This window comes from Leptothoe kymatousa TAU-MAC 1615 (genome assembly GCF_018739865.1).
Taxonomy (GTDB): Bacteria; Cyanobacteriota; Cyanobacteriia; order Phormidesmidales; family Phormidesmidaceae; genus Leptothoe; species Leptothoe kymatousa.
In genome coordinates this window covers 56,196-71,902 of sequence record NZ_JADOER010000014.1, presented here as the reverse complement: position 1 = coordinate 71,902, position 15,707 = coordinate 56,196, and the positions used below count along the sequence as shown (strand labels likewise).

The 15,707-nt window shown below is 51.6% G+C and carries 12 protein-coding genes; 2 read left to right on the top strand and 10 right to left on the bottom strand.

Annotated features, from left to right (window positions below; all coding sequences use genetic code 11):
• Both IXB28_RS15430 and IXB28_RS15425 read right to left on the bottom strand, forming a co-directional pair.
• On the bottom strand, positions 1–715 hold a 715-nt coding region (locus IXB28_RS15430), incomplete at its 3' end, for a leucine-rich repeat domain-containing protein (RefSeq protein WP_215619503.1).
• A 152-nt stretch (positions 716–867) separates the two neighbouring features.
• Positions 868–1,470: a hypothetical protein gene (locus tag IXB28_RS15425; protein WP_215619502.1), complete on the bottom strand. Its 603-nt coding sequence runs from the start codon at positions 1,468–1,470 to the stop codon at positions 868–870.
• Between the two features lie 388 nt (positions 1,471–1,858).
• Here IXB28_RS15425 and codA point away from each other — a divergent pair, with 388 nt between their 5' ends.
• Positions 1,859–3,121, top strand: coding sequence for a cytosine deaminase (gene codA, locus IXB28_RS15420; protein WP_215619501.1), 1,263 nt, complete (start codon positions 1,859–1,861; stop codon positions 3,119–3,121).
• A gap of 212 nt (positions 3,122–3,333) precedes the next feature.
• Positions 3,334–6,438: an excinuclease ABC subunit UvrA gene (uvrA, locus tag IXB28_RS15415; RefSeq protein WP_215619500.1), complete on the top strand. Its 3,105-nt coding sequence runs from the start codon at positions 3,334–3,336 to the stop codon at positions 6,436–6,438.
• Between the two features lie 34 nt (positions 6,439–6,472).
• Here uvrA and IXB28_RS16660 read toward each other — a convergent pair whose 3' ends face one another.
• The 8 genes from IXB28_RS16660 to IXB28_RS15375 form a co-directional block, all read right to left on the bottom strand.
• Positions 6,473–7,423, bottom strand: coding sequence for a class I SAM-dependent methyltransferase (locus tag IXB28_RS16660; protein ID WP_326521071.1), 951 nt, complete (start codon positions 7,421–7,423; stop codon positions 6,473–6,475).
• A gap of 252 nt (positions 7,424–7,675) precedes the next feature.
• A complete protein-coding gene (locus IXB28_RS15405) occupies positions 7,676–8,245 on the bottom strand; it encodes a Uma2 family endonuclease (protein WP_215619499.1) in 570 nt (189 codons plus the stop codon).
• A 443-nt stretch (positions 8,246–8,688) separates the two neighbouring features.
• Positions 8,689–8,898 carry a hypothetical protein gene (locus IXB28_RS15400; RefSeq protein ID WP_215619498.1) on the bottom strand — a complete coding sequence of 70 codons (210 nt, stop codon included), beginning with the start codon at positions 8,896–8,898 and terminating at the stop codon, positions 8,689–8,691.
• Between the two features lie 147 nt (positions 8,899–9,045).
• On the bottom strand, positions 9,046–9,459 hold the full coding sequence (locus IXB28_RS15395) for a response regulator (protein WP_215619497.1): 414 nt from the start codon (positions 9,457–9,459) through the stop codon (positions 9,046–9,048).
• Positions 9,460–9,461: 2 nt separating this feature from the next.
• On the bottom strand, positions 9,462–11,858 hold the full coding sequence (locus IXB28_RS15390) for a hybrid sensor histidine kinase/response regulator (RefSeq protein WP_215619496.1): 2,397 nt from the start codon (positions 11,856–11,858) through the stop codon (positions 9,462–9,464).
• A 19-nt stretch (positions 11,859–11,877) separates the two neighbouring features.
• The gene (locus IXB28_RS15385) at positions 11,878–13,236 is read right to left on the bottom strand and encodes a methyl-accepting chemotaxis protein (RefSeq protein ID WP_215619495.1); all 1,359 of its coding nucleotides are present in this window, start codon (positions 13,234–13,236) and stop codon (positions 11,878–11,880) included.
• Positions 13,237–13,312: 76 nt separating this feature from the next.
• The gene (locus IXB28_RS15380; protein WP_215619494.1) at positions 13,313–14,392 is read right to left on the bottom strand and encodes a chemotaxis protein CheW; all 1,080 of its coding nucleotides are present in this window, start codon (positions 14,390–14,392) and stop codon (positions 13,313–13,315) included.
• The gene (locus IXB28_RS15375; RefSeq protein WP_215619493.1) at positions 14,389–15,594 is read right to left on the bottom strand and encodes a response regulator; all 1,206 of its coding nucleotides are present in this window, start codon (positions 15,592–15,594) and stop codon (positions 14,389–14,391) included. Before IXB28_RS15375 ends, IXB28_RS15380 begins: the two co-directional genes overlap by 4 nt.
• Between the last annotated feature and the right edge of the window lie 113 nt (positions 15,595–15,707).

Here is a 15,707-nt window from a genome sequence, read left to right as displayed (position 1 = left end):
CAGGGGGTAGCTGAGTCAGTTGGTTCGAGCTGAGGTCGAGCTGTTGGAGACTGGAGAGTTGGACAATTTCAGGGGGTAGCTGAGTCAGTTGGTTCGAGCGGAGGTCGAGCTGTTGGAGACTGGAGAGTTGGACAATTTCAGGGGGTAGCTGAGTCAGTTGGTTATAGCGGAGGTAGAGCTGTTGGAGACTGGAGAGTTGGACAATTGCAGGGGGTAGCTGAGTCAGTTGGTTATAGCTGAGGCCGAGCTGTTGGAGACTGGAGAGTTGGACAATTTCAGGGGGTAGCTGAGTCAGTTGGTTATAGCGGAGGCCGAGCTGTTGGAGACTGGAGAGTTGGACAATTTCAGGGGGTAGCTGAGTCAGTTGGTTATAGCTGAGGTCGAGCTGTTGGAGACTGGAGAGTTGGACAATTTCAGGGGGTAGCTGAGTCAGTTGATTTCCGGGGTTAGCAGATTTTCTTATCTTGTATATCCAATTACCGAAAACTTGCAGGGATTTTAGATTTCTGAGTAATCCAATTTCTGCTGGCAGCTCAGTAAGGTTATTGCCCAAATACTTGCCTTTAATCTGCTTCGCTAAAATCAATGTCTCAAGCTGACCCAGCTTCCCAATTTCCGGTGGCAATTCCGTCAAATCCGCCCCAGCCAGATCCAGCTCTGTCCAGCCCTCCTCCGCAGCCTGGTCAATTAGCTTTAGCAATTCATCTTGAGTCATAGAGGGGGAGGGGAGTAGGGAATAGGGAGTGGGGAGTGGGGGGCAATAAAGCTCAGCCGAACACCAGTGGGGAGAGAAGTATGACGGCTTCCATCCCTTAAGCTTAAAATCCCTTTAGTTTTAGCAACTTTCCAGGCAATTAGCCCAATTTCCTAAGCACCCTTAACACAGTGCTTCAAAATTCCCAAAACCTTACCCACATCATTCAAAAAATACTCCGTCAAATCAATCTCCGCGATCGCACCTCGTAACCGCAAAAACTGCCAAATACTACCCGTCGTAATCACCCCATAAACCGTCGGGATCTCATTCTCTTGCCGTGCATTAAATCGCTGAGCTGCCACCATCTCCGCAATACACTGCCCAAACCCCGACTTAATATTGTCGTTTTTCGCTTCCACCACCGTCACCACCGGAGCCTGAATAAACAACTGTTCCGGCGACTGGCTAATCAAAAAATCACAGTACCCCGTCAGCCCATTGGCCGCATCCACATTAAACTCCCGACCCGAAAAAAGACTAATGTGCTCCGCGAGCTGCCGCTTTAACTCAAATAAAATCGGCGCAATAATAAACTCCGAACGCGACTTTTCAGTGCCAATGGCCAACGCCACGGGGCTATAGTCTGCCAAAGCCTGTTGCAAAAAGTCGCTGTAGGCAACCGTCGGTACGTCCGCAAATAAATTAGTCCTATCCTGGATGCTGATATCCAGAGCAGAGCCAACGCTATCAATAGTGAACTGATTGTAGGACATCGGCCAATTACTAACTGAGGACAGTAAAAACTAACAGTAAATAGAGTATCTACCGTTAGTTTAATCACAAAAAACTCCGTTGCCGATTTATGGGCTAAGTAAGTGACCCGCCTAAATTTAGGTAATTAGCGATTAGATGTCGAGGCCCCCTTCCGTCCCCCAAACCTGGGGGAGACTAAACTCAAAGCCCCCAGGTTTGGGGGTTTGGGGGCAAAGACGAAAAGTTAAATAGCTCGTCTACATCGTATACAAAGATTGAGTTCACGTAGCTTATGCATTTGTTTCATTGCCTGGATGTAGCAAATGAAACTGGCCCAATCAGCAGCAACGTCTGGAGAATCAATCTGACGTAAAGTAAATTTACACGCCCCTGTTTCCTGAGCGTCCAATGAATCCAACACTTATCCTCCGAAACGGTACCCTAAACCACGTCCGCCTAGATATTGCCATCGAAGGCGACACCATCACCGCCATCGAACCCCGGCTAGACCTAACCGCCCCCACCGAAATCGACATCACCGGCAAGCTGATCAGCCCGCCCTTTGTCGAATCCCACATCCACCTAGACTCCGCCCTCACCGCCGGACAACCCCGCCACAACCAAAGCGGCACCCTATTCGAAGGCATCGAAATCTGGCGAGAACGCAAACAAACCCTCACCCAAGCAGACATCAAACAACGCGCCATCGAAGCCCTCAAGCTAATGGCCAGCCAGGGCACCCTCTTCGTCCGCACCCACGTCGACGTTAGCGAAACCAGCCTCACCGCCCTCGAAGGCCTGCTGGAAGTCCGCGAAGCCGTCAAAGACTGGCTTACCCTACAAATTGTCGCCTTCCCCCAGGATGGCATCTACGGCAGCCCCCCCAAAGAAGGGCCCAAAAATAACGAACTGATCGAAGAAGCCATTATCCTCGGGGCCGATGTCGTCGGCGGCATTCCCCACTACGAACTCACCCGCGACGACGGCATCCGGTCCATCTATCGCATCTTTGAACTGGCCGAAAAATATAACCGCCTGATCGACATCCACTGCGACGAAATCGACGATGACCAGTCCCGCTTTCTCGAAGTTGTTTCCGCCTGCGCCCTGCGGTCGGGCCTAAAAGAGAGAGTCACCGCCAGCCACACCACCGCATTTGGCTCCTATAACAACGCCTATGCCCTCAAGTTAATCGGGTTTCTAAAACAATCCAGGGTGAACTTTATCGCCAACCCGCTGATCAACATTACCCTCCAGGGCCGCACCGACACCTACCCTAAACGCCGGGGCCTAACCCGGGTAAAAGAACTCTGGCAAGCGGGCCTCAACGTTAGCCTGGGCAATGATTGCATCCAAGACCCTTGGTATAGCCTGGGGACGGGCAATATGCTGGATGCGGCGGCCATGGCGGTGCATGTGTGCCAAATGACGGGTCTGGAAGAACTGGAAGCCTGCTATGACATGGCCACCACCCACGGCGCTTGCACCCTAAACCTGAAGGATGACTATGGTGTGGATGTGGGTAAACCGGCCAACCTAATTGTGTTGGACTGCCCCAGTAAGGAAGAGGCGATTCGGCTACGGCCCACGGTGAGCCACGTGATTGCGCGGGGCAAAGTGTTGGTGGAGACAACGGCACCCCAGGTGAAGTGGCGACAAAATGTCGGCTAGTGGGGCGTAGGGCCACCACCGTCTCCACACAATTTTAGGTCTGGACAGCCCCCTGGGCGCAGCCCTACCTGTGGCGTAATTGCGGGCTAAATTACGGCAAGGTTAAGCTCTATGACTTACCATAAAGAAATGTTTTGCTCGTAATAGTACTAACTTATTAATAGTTTATTAGTACTATTGTGATCCGCCTGCGCTGTCACCCCATTTGCCCCATGCCCCAGTCAAAGACCTCTAAACCGGCCAAGACACCTAGGAAATCGAGCGGTGGTAAGGGTAAGGGTGCCACTGGCAGGGCCAGTGGCAATGGCAAAGCGGCCCCTGGGCGGGCGGCCAAGCCGACCAAGCTTTCGGACGATTTGATCCGCATTCGCGGTGCCCGGCAGCATAACCTTAAGAACCTGGACCTGGACCTGCCCCGCAATCAGATGATTGTGTTTACTGGGGTGTCCGGGTCGGGTAAGTCGTCCCTGGCCTTTGATACGATTTTTGCGGAAGGGCAGCGCCGCTATGTGGAATCGTTGAGCGCCTATGCGCGGCAGTTTTTGGGCCAGGTGGATAAGCCCGATGTGGACTCCATCGAAGGGCTGAGTCCGGCCATTTCCATTGACCAGAAGTCCACCTCCCACAACCCACGCTCCACGGTGGGTACGGTGACGGAAATCTACGACTATTTGCGATTGCTCTATGGGCGGGCGGGGCAGCCTCACTGTCCCCATTGCGATCGCTCCATTGCGCCCCAGGCCATCGACCAAATGTTGGATCAGGTGATGGCCCTGCCGGACCGCACCCGGTTTCAGATTTTGGCCCCGGTGGTGCGCGGCAAAAAGGGAACCCATGCCAAGCTGTTGTCTGGCCTGGCGGCGGAAGGGTTTGTGCGGGTGCGGGTGGATGGTGAAATCCGCGAACTGAGCGACAACATTGAACTGTCGAAAAATAAGATCCACGACATTGAGGTGGTGGTGGACCGCCTGGTGAAAAAAGATGATATCCAGGAGCGGCTGGCGGATTCTTTGGCCACCTGCCTCAAGCGGGCGGAAGGCATTGCCATTATTGATATCCTGGCGGATCGCAACAAGGACAATGTGGTGCCGCTAAAGGCGAAAAGCGGCGGCAAGGGTAAGAAGGGTGGTGACCTGCCCATGGCGGCAGAGGACGGCGGGGCCTATGGTGCCGAGCTGCCGTCTGAGCTAGTCTTTTCTGAAAACTTTGCCTGCCCTGAACATGGCGCGGTGATGGATGAGCTATCCCCCCGGCTGTTTTCGTTTAACTCCCCCTATGGTGCTTGTCCCGACTGCCATGGTCTGGGCAGCCATCGACGGTTTTCGGCGGAGCTGGTGGTGCCGGATCCCACATTGCCGGTGTATGCTGCGATCGCACCCTGGTCCGATAAGGACAACACCTACTATTTCTCGCTGCTCTATAGCGTGGGTCAGGCCTACGGGTTCGAAATCCAAACCCCCTGGAACACCCTCACCGAAGAACAACAGCACATTGTTCTCCACGGTTCCCCCGATAAAATCTACATCGAAACCGACTCTCGCTACCGCGATAAAAAAGGCTACCATCGCAAGTATGACGGTGTGTTGCCCATCCTGGACCGCCAGTATCGCGACAGTACCTCCGAGCTATACAAACAAAAACTAGAAAAGTACTTAATTGATCGGGTGTGCGAAACCTGCAACGGTGCCCGACTGCGGCCTGAGTCCCTGGCCGTCAGGATGGGCCCCTACAACATTCTCGACTTTACCGGCGTTTCCATCCGCGACTGCCTCTACAACATTGAAGATGTAATGGGCGAAAACGGCGGTGACCCCCTGCTAAGCAAGAAACAGCTAGCCATCGGTGAACTGGTGCTCAAAGAGATTAAGGCCCGCCTCACCTTTTTGTTGGATGTTGGCCTCGACTACCTCACCCTAGACCGTACCGCCATGACCCTATCCGGTGGCGAAGCCCAGCGAATTCGATTGGCCACCCAAATTGGTGCCGGGTTAACGGGGGTGCTCTACGTGCTCGATGAACCCAGCATCGGTCTCCACCAGCGGGACAATGAGCGGTTGTTAAAAACCCTGAACCGACTGCGCAACCTGGGCAATACCCTAATTGTGGTGGAGCACGATGAAGACACCATTCGCGCCGCCGACCACATTGTGGACATCGGTCCCAAGGCCGGTGTCCACGGGGGCGACATTGTTGTAAATGGCGATCTCAAGGCGCTGCTAAAGAACAAAGAGTCTCTGACGGGGGCCTACCTGTCTGGCCGGCAAAGCATCGCTACGCCACCAGAACGGCGTCCGGGCAACAACCGCAAGCTGCTTATCCGCGATGCCCATCGCAACAACCTCCAGAATATTGACATTGATATCCCCCTAGGGAAGTTTGTCTGTATTACGGGGGTGTCTGGGTCGGGTAAATCCACCCTCGTTAACGAGCTGCTTTACCCCTCATTGCAGAACCACTTTGGCAGCAAGATTCCGGTGCCTAGCGAAATGGAGCCCATCAAGGGTCTCAAGGCCCTAGACAAGGCGATTGTGATTGACCAATCCCCCATTGGCCGCACCCCCCGGTCCAACCCGGCCACCTATACCGGGGTGTTCGACGTCATCCGCGATCTGTTTGCCGAAACCATCGAAGCCAAGGCTCGGGGCTACAAGCGTGGACAGTTTTCGTTTAATGTCAAAGGTGGTCGCTGTGAAGCCTGCGGTGGCCAAGGTGTGAACGTGATTGCCATGAACTTCCTGCCCGACGTGTATGTGCAGTGCGAAGTGTGTAAGGGCGCCCGCTACAACCGCGAGACTTTGCAGGTGAAGTACAAGGGCAAGACCATTTCCGACGTGCTCAACATGACCGCCGAAGAGGCGCTACACTTTTTCGAAAACATTCACAAGGCGGCCAACAAGCTCCAGACCATGGTGGATGTGGGGCTGGGCTATATTCGTCTGGGCCAAACCGCCCCCACCCTGTCCGGGGGGGAAGCCCAGCGGATGAAACTGGCCTCGGAACTGGCCCGCCGTTCCACCGGCAAAACCATGTACTTAATCGACGAGCCCACCACGGGGCTGTCGTTTTACGATGTGCACAAGCTGCTGGACGTGGTGCAACGCCTGGTGGACAAGGGCAACTCGGTGGTGATGATCGAGCACAACCTGGACGTGATCCGCTGTTGCGATTGGATTGTTGACCTGGGCCCAGAAGGGGGCGATCGCGGTGGAGAGATTATTGCCCAGGGCACACCGGAAGAAGTGGCACAGGTGGAAAATTCCTACACCGGACACTATCTCCAACACGTGTTAGAACAACACCCACCACAAGACAGTTGAGCCCAGGGATACTCTGTTTCCGTTGCCCGCAGGGTTATTTCCCCTTACGGCCAATCAACGTGCGATGTCGCGGGTCGCTTTCAACGGTGACCAAATGCTCAAACCCACTCTGGGTCAGGGCAGCTTCCAGATCAAATGTGTAATAATCATCGCTCCAAGGTTCAGTACTTTTCATCAACGTAAACAACACCGGGGGCAAATTCTGAATCACAGAAGACTGCGGATTGTTGTCCACAATGGCTAAACACCCCCCTGGGCGCAAGAGCCGCTGCGCTTCTTGAAAAATCGCCTGGGTAATCTCGCGGGGCAGCTCGTGCACAACAAATTGCAACGTGATCAAATCAAACGATGCGTCGGGGAGACCCGTGTTTTCCGCTTTGGCATGGAGCCACTGGGAGACTTGTTGGTCCTTATCCTGGAGCTTGGCCACCGACAGCATATAGGGGGATAGGTCTAGACCCACCGTCCGCACAGGATGATTTTGAATTTTCCCATAGTAGCTGTGGAGTGCGCGGGTGGAAATGCCCACGGAACAGCCAATGTCTAAAATGTCGTTGACCTGGGTGGGGCCATACTGGGCCAGCACCTTGTGAAAGCTAGACCGAAGCCGGTCTTGGGCCGCTTCCCAAGTTAAATCTTCCTGGGGCCAAACCCGCAATGCCATGGAATAGGTGGCGGACTCCGCTTCGAAGGCGGCGGGCCAGCAAAGGTTGCCGGCGTCATAGGCATGGAAAGGCACCTGGTAGTAGTCGGGGTAGGTAATATCTGGATTGGTAATGTCGGCCAGGGTTTGCTGGACTCCAGAGTCTGCTAGTTGTTGATAGTTTTCTCGCCACTGAATGCCATTTTTCTCTGCGGTTTTGACGAGCACCTGTCGGGCCTGGGACTTCATGACGCTATAAATGGGCTTAGTCTGGATCAGTAGATTGACAAAGCGCGAGAGGAAATCGTCACCAGCCCAATTTGGCTTAGTCGTATCACCCACAGAATGGCTCCTTTTTAATGACCTGTAGGTTATTTTACTGGGCGTTGTTGATCCTTGGGCTGGTTTTATGAACCCCATCCAGGCAATCAGCGAAACGTGGCTGGGATGCCTATTGGATAGGGGCGGCCCAGAAATCACTAGCCCCTACTCCCCAGGAAAGCGACCTGCCTAGCGATCGCACACTCATAATGGGAGCACATTCCCTACGGCCCAAGGCGGTAGCAATGGGGGATTACGATTATTTTAAGGGTGCTAAAACCGATCTATTGTGGTTTCAAACCCAGGCAAAACATCTTCGCCCGTTAGGGTGTGGGGTAATGGATGCGTCACGTTTGCTTGGTTCGGGCGATAAATCTCGACCTGCTGGTTTTGGGGATTCACCAACCAGCCTAGGCGTACCCCACTTTCCATATATTCTTGCATCTTGTCCTGTAACGTTTTGAGGCTGTCGGTGCGGGACCTCAATTCGATGACAAAGTCAGGCGCAATGGGTGGAAACTTGGCCTGTTCTTCAGGCGTTAGGCCATGCCAACGGGAGAGTTCTACCCAGGCTACGTCTGGAGAACGGTCGCCACCGCCGGGCAGCTTGAAAATAGTGGAGGAGCTAAATACTTTTCCCAGACCTGTTTGACGGTTCCAAAGCCCTAAGTCGAGGCCCAACTCGAACTCGCGATTGCCGCTTTCTCCACCCACTGGAGACATAACAATTAAAATTCCCTTGGCTGTACGTTCCAGGCGCATCTCTGGATTCGTGATGCAGAGCTGATAGAATTGCTCATCCGTCAGGTGAACTTGGCTGACATCTAAGGTTAGAGGGACCATGGGGCCAACTCCTAAATCAGGGCGCTTGGATTGCTTTAGCCTCAATCATAGCTTGGGTAATGCCGCCGCTGGTTTAGGGATTAGTAATAATATTTGGTGGCATCGGGCTGCCTAAGTGGGTTATGCCAATAATGATGAGGTCAACCTACTTAGGCGTCTGCATGAAAATAATCTACCTCTTTGAGACATGTTTGAGGTGTGCTGTCCCCCTTACGTTGGCGAAGCCTGCCCTTCGGGCTTAGGGGGACTTACAGGGGGTTATCGACAGTTAGCGCTATCGGTCCAAACCCCTCCGCCTACGGCACCTCCCCTTCTTAAGGGGAGGAGGTCCTACGACATATTCTGTGATGGGGATTTTATTTATGTGCATTCTCCTAAGCAGCCCGATATACCTATGCGTAGGCCCCTATGGCTGTGCATAGGCCCTATGCTGTGCATAGGCCCTATGCGGCTGGCTCAGTGTCGGTGTCGGCGGGAACTTGGCTTTCTAGTTCGTTGATGGCGGCGTTAATGGCGGCTAGGTGGACCTGCATGCGATCGCGGCTCGCCTTTAGCCACTCCAGTCTCATTTTCTGACAATTGGCATAGAAACTGGCAAGGTCACCGCTAGAGCAGTTACCAGACGTAGAAGGATTACAGAATGGAAAAAACATAGTGGCAGGTGATACAAGAGGTTCACCTATAAGCTAACAAGTTTCGCTAAAAGATGGGATGACGAACAACACATTCTGCGGTCTGATGTGTGATTTTAATGTGTGGGTTGGTCCCATGGGCGCCCAGCCCCTGGTGAGACTCTGACGCTACACTTTTTTGCTGGCTAAGACCTTGATCTTGGTGATGAGTGACTGTTGTAGCTCTTCATAGTCAGCGACGGCACCGGATGTGGGTTTTGGGAAAAAGTCGAGTGCCCCAGCTTCCATCAGGCTAAAAACATTGTCCACATCGCTAGGATGGACCAGGTTGCTCACGACTAAAATGGGCCGGGGCAGTTCGGCCATGACTCTCTGGGTAAATTCTAACCCGTCCATTTTGGGCATTTGTAAGTCGGTGCAAATGACGTCCGGTTGCGTTTCGGCAATCACCCTTAAGCCGTCATCCCCATCTCTGGCGGTGCCCACCACATCCACCTCGGGGGAGGAATCGATCAGGCGGTGCAAAATTTGGAGTGCGATCGCAGAATCTTCAATGAGAACAACCTTAATTGGGTCAGCCATAACTATGCAATCAAGTTCCTAAGAGTGTCAGTCAGTAAGCGTTGCTCAAAATTTCCTTTAGTGATGTAGGCATTAGCCCCGGCCTCCACACCGCGACGTTTATCATCCTCTCCAGCTAGGGTGGTAATCAAAATAATAGGAATTTCTGTATTACTTAAATCTTGTCGAATGCGCCTTGTGAGGCTGAGGCCATCCAGATTAGGCATTTCCACATCAGAAATGACGGCGTCAAAGACAGCACCTGCCTGTAACTGTTCCAAACCATCTAGGCCATCCACGGCGGTGGTGACGTGATAACCCACTTTTTCTAAAATTCGACGTATCTGCGTCCGAATCGTTATAGAGTCTTCCACTAACAGTACCCTGGGCGGCGGGGCGGTCTCCTGACTATTTATTGCTAGCACATTACCAGCCGTACTCTGTAAAGACGGGGCAAAGCCTTTGGGTTCGAGCACCACTGCAACTTTTCCAGTGTTTAGGATGGTTGATCCGGCAATATACGGTATTTGTTCGATCAGCCTGCTGTGGGGCTTGAGGACAATATCTTGCTGGTCGCTCAACTCGTCCACCAATAGGCCAAACCGTTGCGACTCTACCTGCATTACCACACAGTAGCTGGACGGCTTTGTTGCGGTTGTTGCCGGTTGGTCAGCGGGTAAATTCAGTAAATCAGCGAGCCGCGCAACGGATAGCGCCGTGGCTTCAACCGTAATGGTTGGCACCCCCCGATGGGTGAAAATCTCCAACGGGTTAATCTGAACCATCCTCTCGATATAGTCTAGGGGGATGGCATAGCTGTGGCCCGCCACGCTAACAATGAGGGCTGGCGTTGTGGCTAAGCTGGTGCTGAGGCGAAGGCTAAAGGTGCACCCTTGGCCGGGGCTCGATTGCACCTGGATGGTGCCCTTCAACCGTTCAATGCCCACTCGTACCACATCCAAGCCCACCCCTCTGCCAGAAAGCTCAGTCACCAATTGTCGAGTGGAAAAACCAGGGGCGAAAATCAAGTTTTTTACCTGGTCATGGCCCATGGCATTCAGTTCTTTTTCGGTGTGTAGCCCCTGGCTTACGGCGGTTTGTTTAATTTTTTGTGGGTTGAGCCCACGGCCATCGTCCATCACGTCAATGGCGATTTTATTGCCCTGTTGATGGGCCTTAAGATAAATCGTCGCTATGGGCGATTTGCCCCTGGCTGCCCGTTCGCTAGGGGATTCGATGCCGTGGTCAATGGCGTTTCGCATCAGATGGAGCAGCGGATCTTTGATCTCTTCTAGGATGCGCTTATCCACTTGAATGTGCTCGCCTTCTATGACTAGCTCGATGGCTTTATTTTGCTCCTTAGCTAGATCTCTCACCATTCTTGGGAATAGAGAAAAGACATTGGAGAGGGGCAGGCGGCGCAGGTGTAGAATGTCGGACTCTAGGGTATCGGAGATGAGCTCTAGTTGGGAATAGTCGTCGGCGGTTTTGGTATAGAGTTGTTGGAGCAAATCCCCTAGCTGCCCTAGGCGATCCTTTGTTGTTTGTTGCAGCCGCTTCGATGCGTTTGCGTTGAGTTCCGACCCCGCGGCCCCTGCCAACGACTGGACCATGGTCTGACGAGACCACGATTCCCACAGCAGCAGAATTTGGTGGATATCATTGAGCCGTTGGGAAAATCGACCTTTGGTAATGACTAACTCACCGGCCTGGGTGACCAGGGTATCGAGTTTAGCGGTGGCTACCCGCACGGTATCGATCACCTCAGTCGGGGGCTGTTGGTGATCCGCGACTGTGGTGGCCGCTGGGGGCGGCACCGTATCTGCTAGGGACTGGCCCAACTCGGCATCTAATTCTGCCAGGTCTAGCTCTTCTATGGCATCAAAATCAATGGGGGCCGGACTCTTCTCCCCATAGATCGGGGGGACGAGAGTCTCTGGATTAGGGGAGTCGGGCCCATCGATGAACGGGGCTAGGCTATCTTCGGAAAAATCGATGGGAAACTCTTCGTCGGCATTGATGGGTGGGGATGTTGCTGCCTCCTCCCCACCCATTAGCTGAGCTAAAATGTGAAAGGTGCTGACATGGGCCGCTTCCCCCGTTACGGCTGCTCGCGTAATTTGTCGGAGGCCATCGATGCCCTGGCACAGACAGTCACACAGGGCAGAGGTAAACCGTCGCTCTCCCTTTTCTACGCTACTTAAAATGTCTTCTATTTGATGGCTGATGGTTTCTACGTCATCCACCCCTAACATGCGGGAATCTCCCTTGAGGGAGTGGGTGTTGCGTAGTAGCTGTTTGATCTTTTTCAGGTCTGTTGGCTGTTTCTCTAGGTGCAGAAAACCGGCCTCGAGCTCGTCTAAATGCTCTTTGCTAGTATCTCGATAGAGTGTGCGCAGTTCTTCATCTTCAATAAACATGGTACCGGTGGAGATCTATCTAAACAGAAACTTGTAGTTGTTGGGCAATCTGTTTTAGTTCCTCCGTGGACATTTGTACCTGGCTAACGGCTGTTTTGGTCTCTTTGGCCCCTAAGTTGATGGCATTCATGGCCGAAACTGCCTGTTGAAGTTCTACGGCCTGTTTTTTGGCACTTTGGGCAATTTGTTCGGAGTTGCTATAAACCTGGTTAATGGATTCGGCAATGCGGTTGAAGACATCCATGGTGCCCTTGGCGCTTTCAATGCCTGCTTTTGCGGTTTTACTGCCCTCATCAGTCACCATGACCGTGCTGTTAATGGAGGTTTGGATGGTGTCAATTAGCAGGCTGATTTTTCCAGCGGAGTCACGACTCTGGTCGGCTAATTTGCGAATTTCACTGGCCACCACGCCAAAGCCTTTGCCTTGTTCTCCGGCCCTGGCGGCTTCTACGGCGGCGTTGAGGGCTAGCATGTTGGTTTGGGAGGCGACGTCCGCCACGAGGTCAGAAATGATTGAAATTTGGTCGGTTTGTTCACTGAGCTGGATAATTTGCTCTGCGATCGCACCTACCTTCTCCCTCAAGGTTTCAATTCCTTGCACGGTTTCCTCCACCGCCAGGCTCCCCGTTTTCGATAGATTGAGTGCCTCCCTAGCCCCGGTGGCTGAAGAATTGGCCTGTTGAGCGGCCTGTAGCGAAGATTTACCCAACCCTTCAATGGCGGATGTCGTCGAGTTGACGGAAGCGGTTTGTTCCGAAAAGACCTTTTCCTGTAGCCCTATGGTGGCGGCAATTTCTGACGAGTTATCTGCTACGGTGGTCACAGATTTTTGCAATACCTGGGTAGCCTGCTGAATAGACCAAAAAACAAACCCCAACACGGCTAAATTAAAGCCCAAGATTGTCCACTGGGTATATTGCAGATTTTGAACATTTGCCGCAGAAAAGTCTTCAGCCGCAAATACCGCATCATTTGTGAGTTCAAAAAAGTCTTCGCTATCCTCAATCAGCTGGGCCTTGAGACTTGGATTTTGGCGGTAACGAATAATGGTGCGTTTCAAATCTTGCCAAGCACTTTCAACCTCCTGGATCTTGGTCAGATAGCTTGGATTGGTGGCCTTCGGCAAGCTTAACGACTCATCTCCCTTAATCAAACCATTAATCAGCTGATCCAGGGTCTTAATCAGCTCATCGTTGCTTTGACCATTGGTCTCTAACTTAATCAGTCTCTGGGTCGCTCCCCTGACAATACCGGACTTATTAACCACACTGCCGTCCAGCTTGCCCTTCTGGCTGTTGATGGTCGCTAGGGCGGTGGTGCCAACTGCAAAGCAAGCAAGGCCAGCAATCAAAAGTTTTAATCGAGTAGTAATTTTCATAGAATCACGTCCATCCTAGAGGTTGGCTCAATTTTTATAGTTAGGAAATTTAGTGGTGCTGAACCGGACTATATTTTCATCCCGTCTCAGCCCCTAAATCATCAATGGCAAAGAGTTGTGGTACGTCAATAATGGTTAATAGATGCTGATGATATTGGATTGCACCTTGGGAGACCGTTGGGGGGAGCTGGGGATTGTCTGTTGGCCGATCCAATAGATCCTGGGGCAATGGCTCCACCACCTCCAATACTTCATCAATGGCAATGCCCGCTGGACAGTTATCGATGTCGATCACCATGGCAGTAGACAGCGATTGATCGGTTGGCCTTAGGTTTAAGATGGTGCGGATATCTAATAGGGTGATAATCTCTCCCCGTAAATTCATGTTGCCAATGATGTGGCCGGGGCAACCGGGAATAGGCGTCACCTCGGATATAGCGGTAAACTCTTTGATCTGTTCCAGGGCAATGCCAATGTAGCTGTCCCCTAGCCTCACTGCGACTAGGGGGAGGGCGCTGGGGGCATCATCATTGGCTAAAGGTTGGCCTAGGACAATGGCTCGCTGGCGAAACCTGTGTTGTTCTTTGCTCGTGGCATGAGGGCAGTAGCGTGCGATAAAGTCCGACACTCCGGATTGTTGCTGCTCAATATTGATCCCATTCAATTTAATTTTGGGGCTATCCATGTTTAGGGCCGTGCTGGCTCCATTCAACTTGATTTCCCAAAGCATCATTCTCAGGTCATCTGGCTGGTGAACCAATGCGGCTAGATCGAGTAATGGGGTGGAACGACCATGGACTTGAGCCGTGCCTGCGATCGCACCGTGCGCTGTGGCCACAGCAGGCTCAATGTCGCCAATATTAATCGGGTAAATGTTATCAACACTATGGACGACTATGCCAATCTGAAAGTCTTTCCAAGGAATAATAATGACATTATTGTCTACATGACACAGCAGGGTGTCCTGATGCAGATGCTTAGCTAAATGAATCACCGGCACAACGGCGCCACGTAGGTTGAGAACGCCAATGATATGGCTGGGGGCATTGGCTATTGTTCGCAACTCAGGCAGTTTAAAAATCTCTTGTATCTGAGTTGTTTCAATGCCATATTGCCGACCATCGAGCTCAAAAATCAGATAGTCCTTAGCTTTCATGATGGTTGTTCTGAAAAACTAGATGGGGCTATATATCTTTCAGTCTCTGGCTGTTTGGGGAAATACTTGTTCAGCACTTCGAGCAATTTTTGACTATCGACGGGCTTGGTTAAATATTGGGTTGAACCTGCCATTTGGCCTTTAATTTTGTTGAACATGCCATCCTTCGCCGTCAGCATGATCACAGGTAGATTTTGGAACTTGGTGATTTTACGAATAGTTCGACACAGTTCTAGGCCATCAATGTCTGGCATCGTCACATCTAACAGTAAAAGATCAACGTCATTGTCATTTAGTAAATTCAGCGCATCTATTGCATTGTTCGCCAACAAGAGATGATAGTGCTCTCCAATCGATCGTTTAATCATCGCCTGCACGATGGGGCTATCATCAACGCTCAAAATGGTGGGGCGACGATTGGAAGAAGATGGCGATTGATGGCGTGCGGCGCTCTGTTTATCGTCGGTTTGAGGTGAAATATGCTGAAACGTCAGCCAACCCAATTTAAAGAAACGCATATAACTTTGGGCTAACTCCAGGGGGTCAACTCCCATGTGGTGGGCAATTTCCCCTAAGCTACGTTGGCCATTCACCCATTTCTTGAGATGTCGCTTTGCCCATTCATTGCTAATACTGTCTGCTGATATAGCTACAGATTTGGGAATTGCTTGTTTAGATGGAATCGTCGGTGATAAAGACAGCCATAGCTGCTGGCGTTGGGCAATTTCTTGCTGTAGATTTTCCCAGGGCAGACCGTGGCCGTTTTTGCCAAGGGTGAGATCAAAGGAGCTAGAAGAACTTAGTTTAATGACTCCAGCGCCGGGTAAAACCTGTTCTAAATTCAAAATGATTTGCTTGCGGATGATTTTTTCAAGATCTTTCCACTGGAATAACTCAATTTGAATATAAAACTCGATGTGCTCACGCAGGGATAATGGATTTTTCACCCTTTTTGTGGCTAGTCGCAGGGCGGTATCCATGGTCTTTAGCTTGAGCTTTTCCCCAATTATTTTAGATAGCTCATAGGGGTGTGGCAGCGATGAGCCCCCATAGGTTAGTTCACCATTGAGAAAGTTAAAAATATGCAGCGAGTTCAATGGCTCTTGGGAGGTGAGGGGCCTAATGTAGGCGATTCCAGAAAAATTCTTATTTTTTAGATTTGAAATTGTATGCTCTAAGGTTCCTGCTTCAAATTTCAACATAAATTCACTTAGAAATTTCAAAAAAATGATGAATAATTCTCAGGTTGTTAAACTCTTTTATTGCCTCCTGGGGGGATTTATTAGTTTGTTTTCTATGAAAAATAAACTGTCTA

Bases quoted from the DNA above. Each gene is read 5' to 3' on its own strand.
- IXB28_RS15425 (WP_215619502.1), bottom strand. From the start codon at position 1,470: ATGTCCTACAATCAGTTCACTATTGATAGCGTTGGCTCTGCTCTGGAT.
- codA (WP_215619501.1), top strand. From the start codon at position 1,859: ATGAATCCAACACTTATCCTCCGAAACGGTACCCTAAACCACGTCCGC.
- uvrA (WP_215619500.1), top strand. From the start codon at position 3,334: ATGCCCCAGTCAAAGACCTCTAAACCGGCCAAGACACCTAGGAAATCG.
- IXB28_RS15405 (WP_215619499.1), bottom strand. From the start codon at position 8,245: ATGGTCCCTCTAACCTTAGATGTCAGCCAAGTTCACCTGACGGATGAG.
- IXB28_RS15400 (WP_215619498.1), bottom strand. From the start codon at position 8,898: ATGTTTTTTCCATTCTGTAATCCTTCTACGTCTGGTAACTGCTCTAGC.
- IXB28_RS15395 (WP_215619497.1), bottom strand. From the start codon at position 9,459: ATGGCTGACCCAATTAAGGTTGTTCTCATTGAAGATTCTGCGATCGCA.
- IXB28_RS15390 (WP_215619496.1), bottom strand. From the start codon at position 11,858: ATGTTTATTGAAGATGAAGAACTGCGCACACTCTATCGAGATACTAGC.
- IXB28_RS15385 (WP_215619495.1), bottom strand. From the start codon at position 13,236: ATGAAAATTACTACTCGATTAAAACTTTTGATTGCTGGCCTTGCTTGC.
- IXB28_RS15380 (WP_215619494.1), bottom strand. From the start codon at position 14,392: ATGAAAGCTAAGGACTATCTGATTTTTGAGCTCGATGGTCGGCAATAT.
- IXB28_RS15375 (WP_215619493.1), bottom strand. From the start codon at position 15,594: ATGTTGAAATTTGAAGCAGGAACCTTAGAGCATACAATTTCAAATCTA.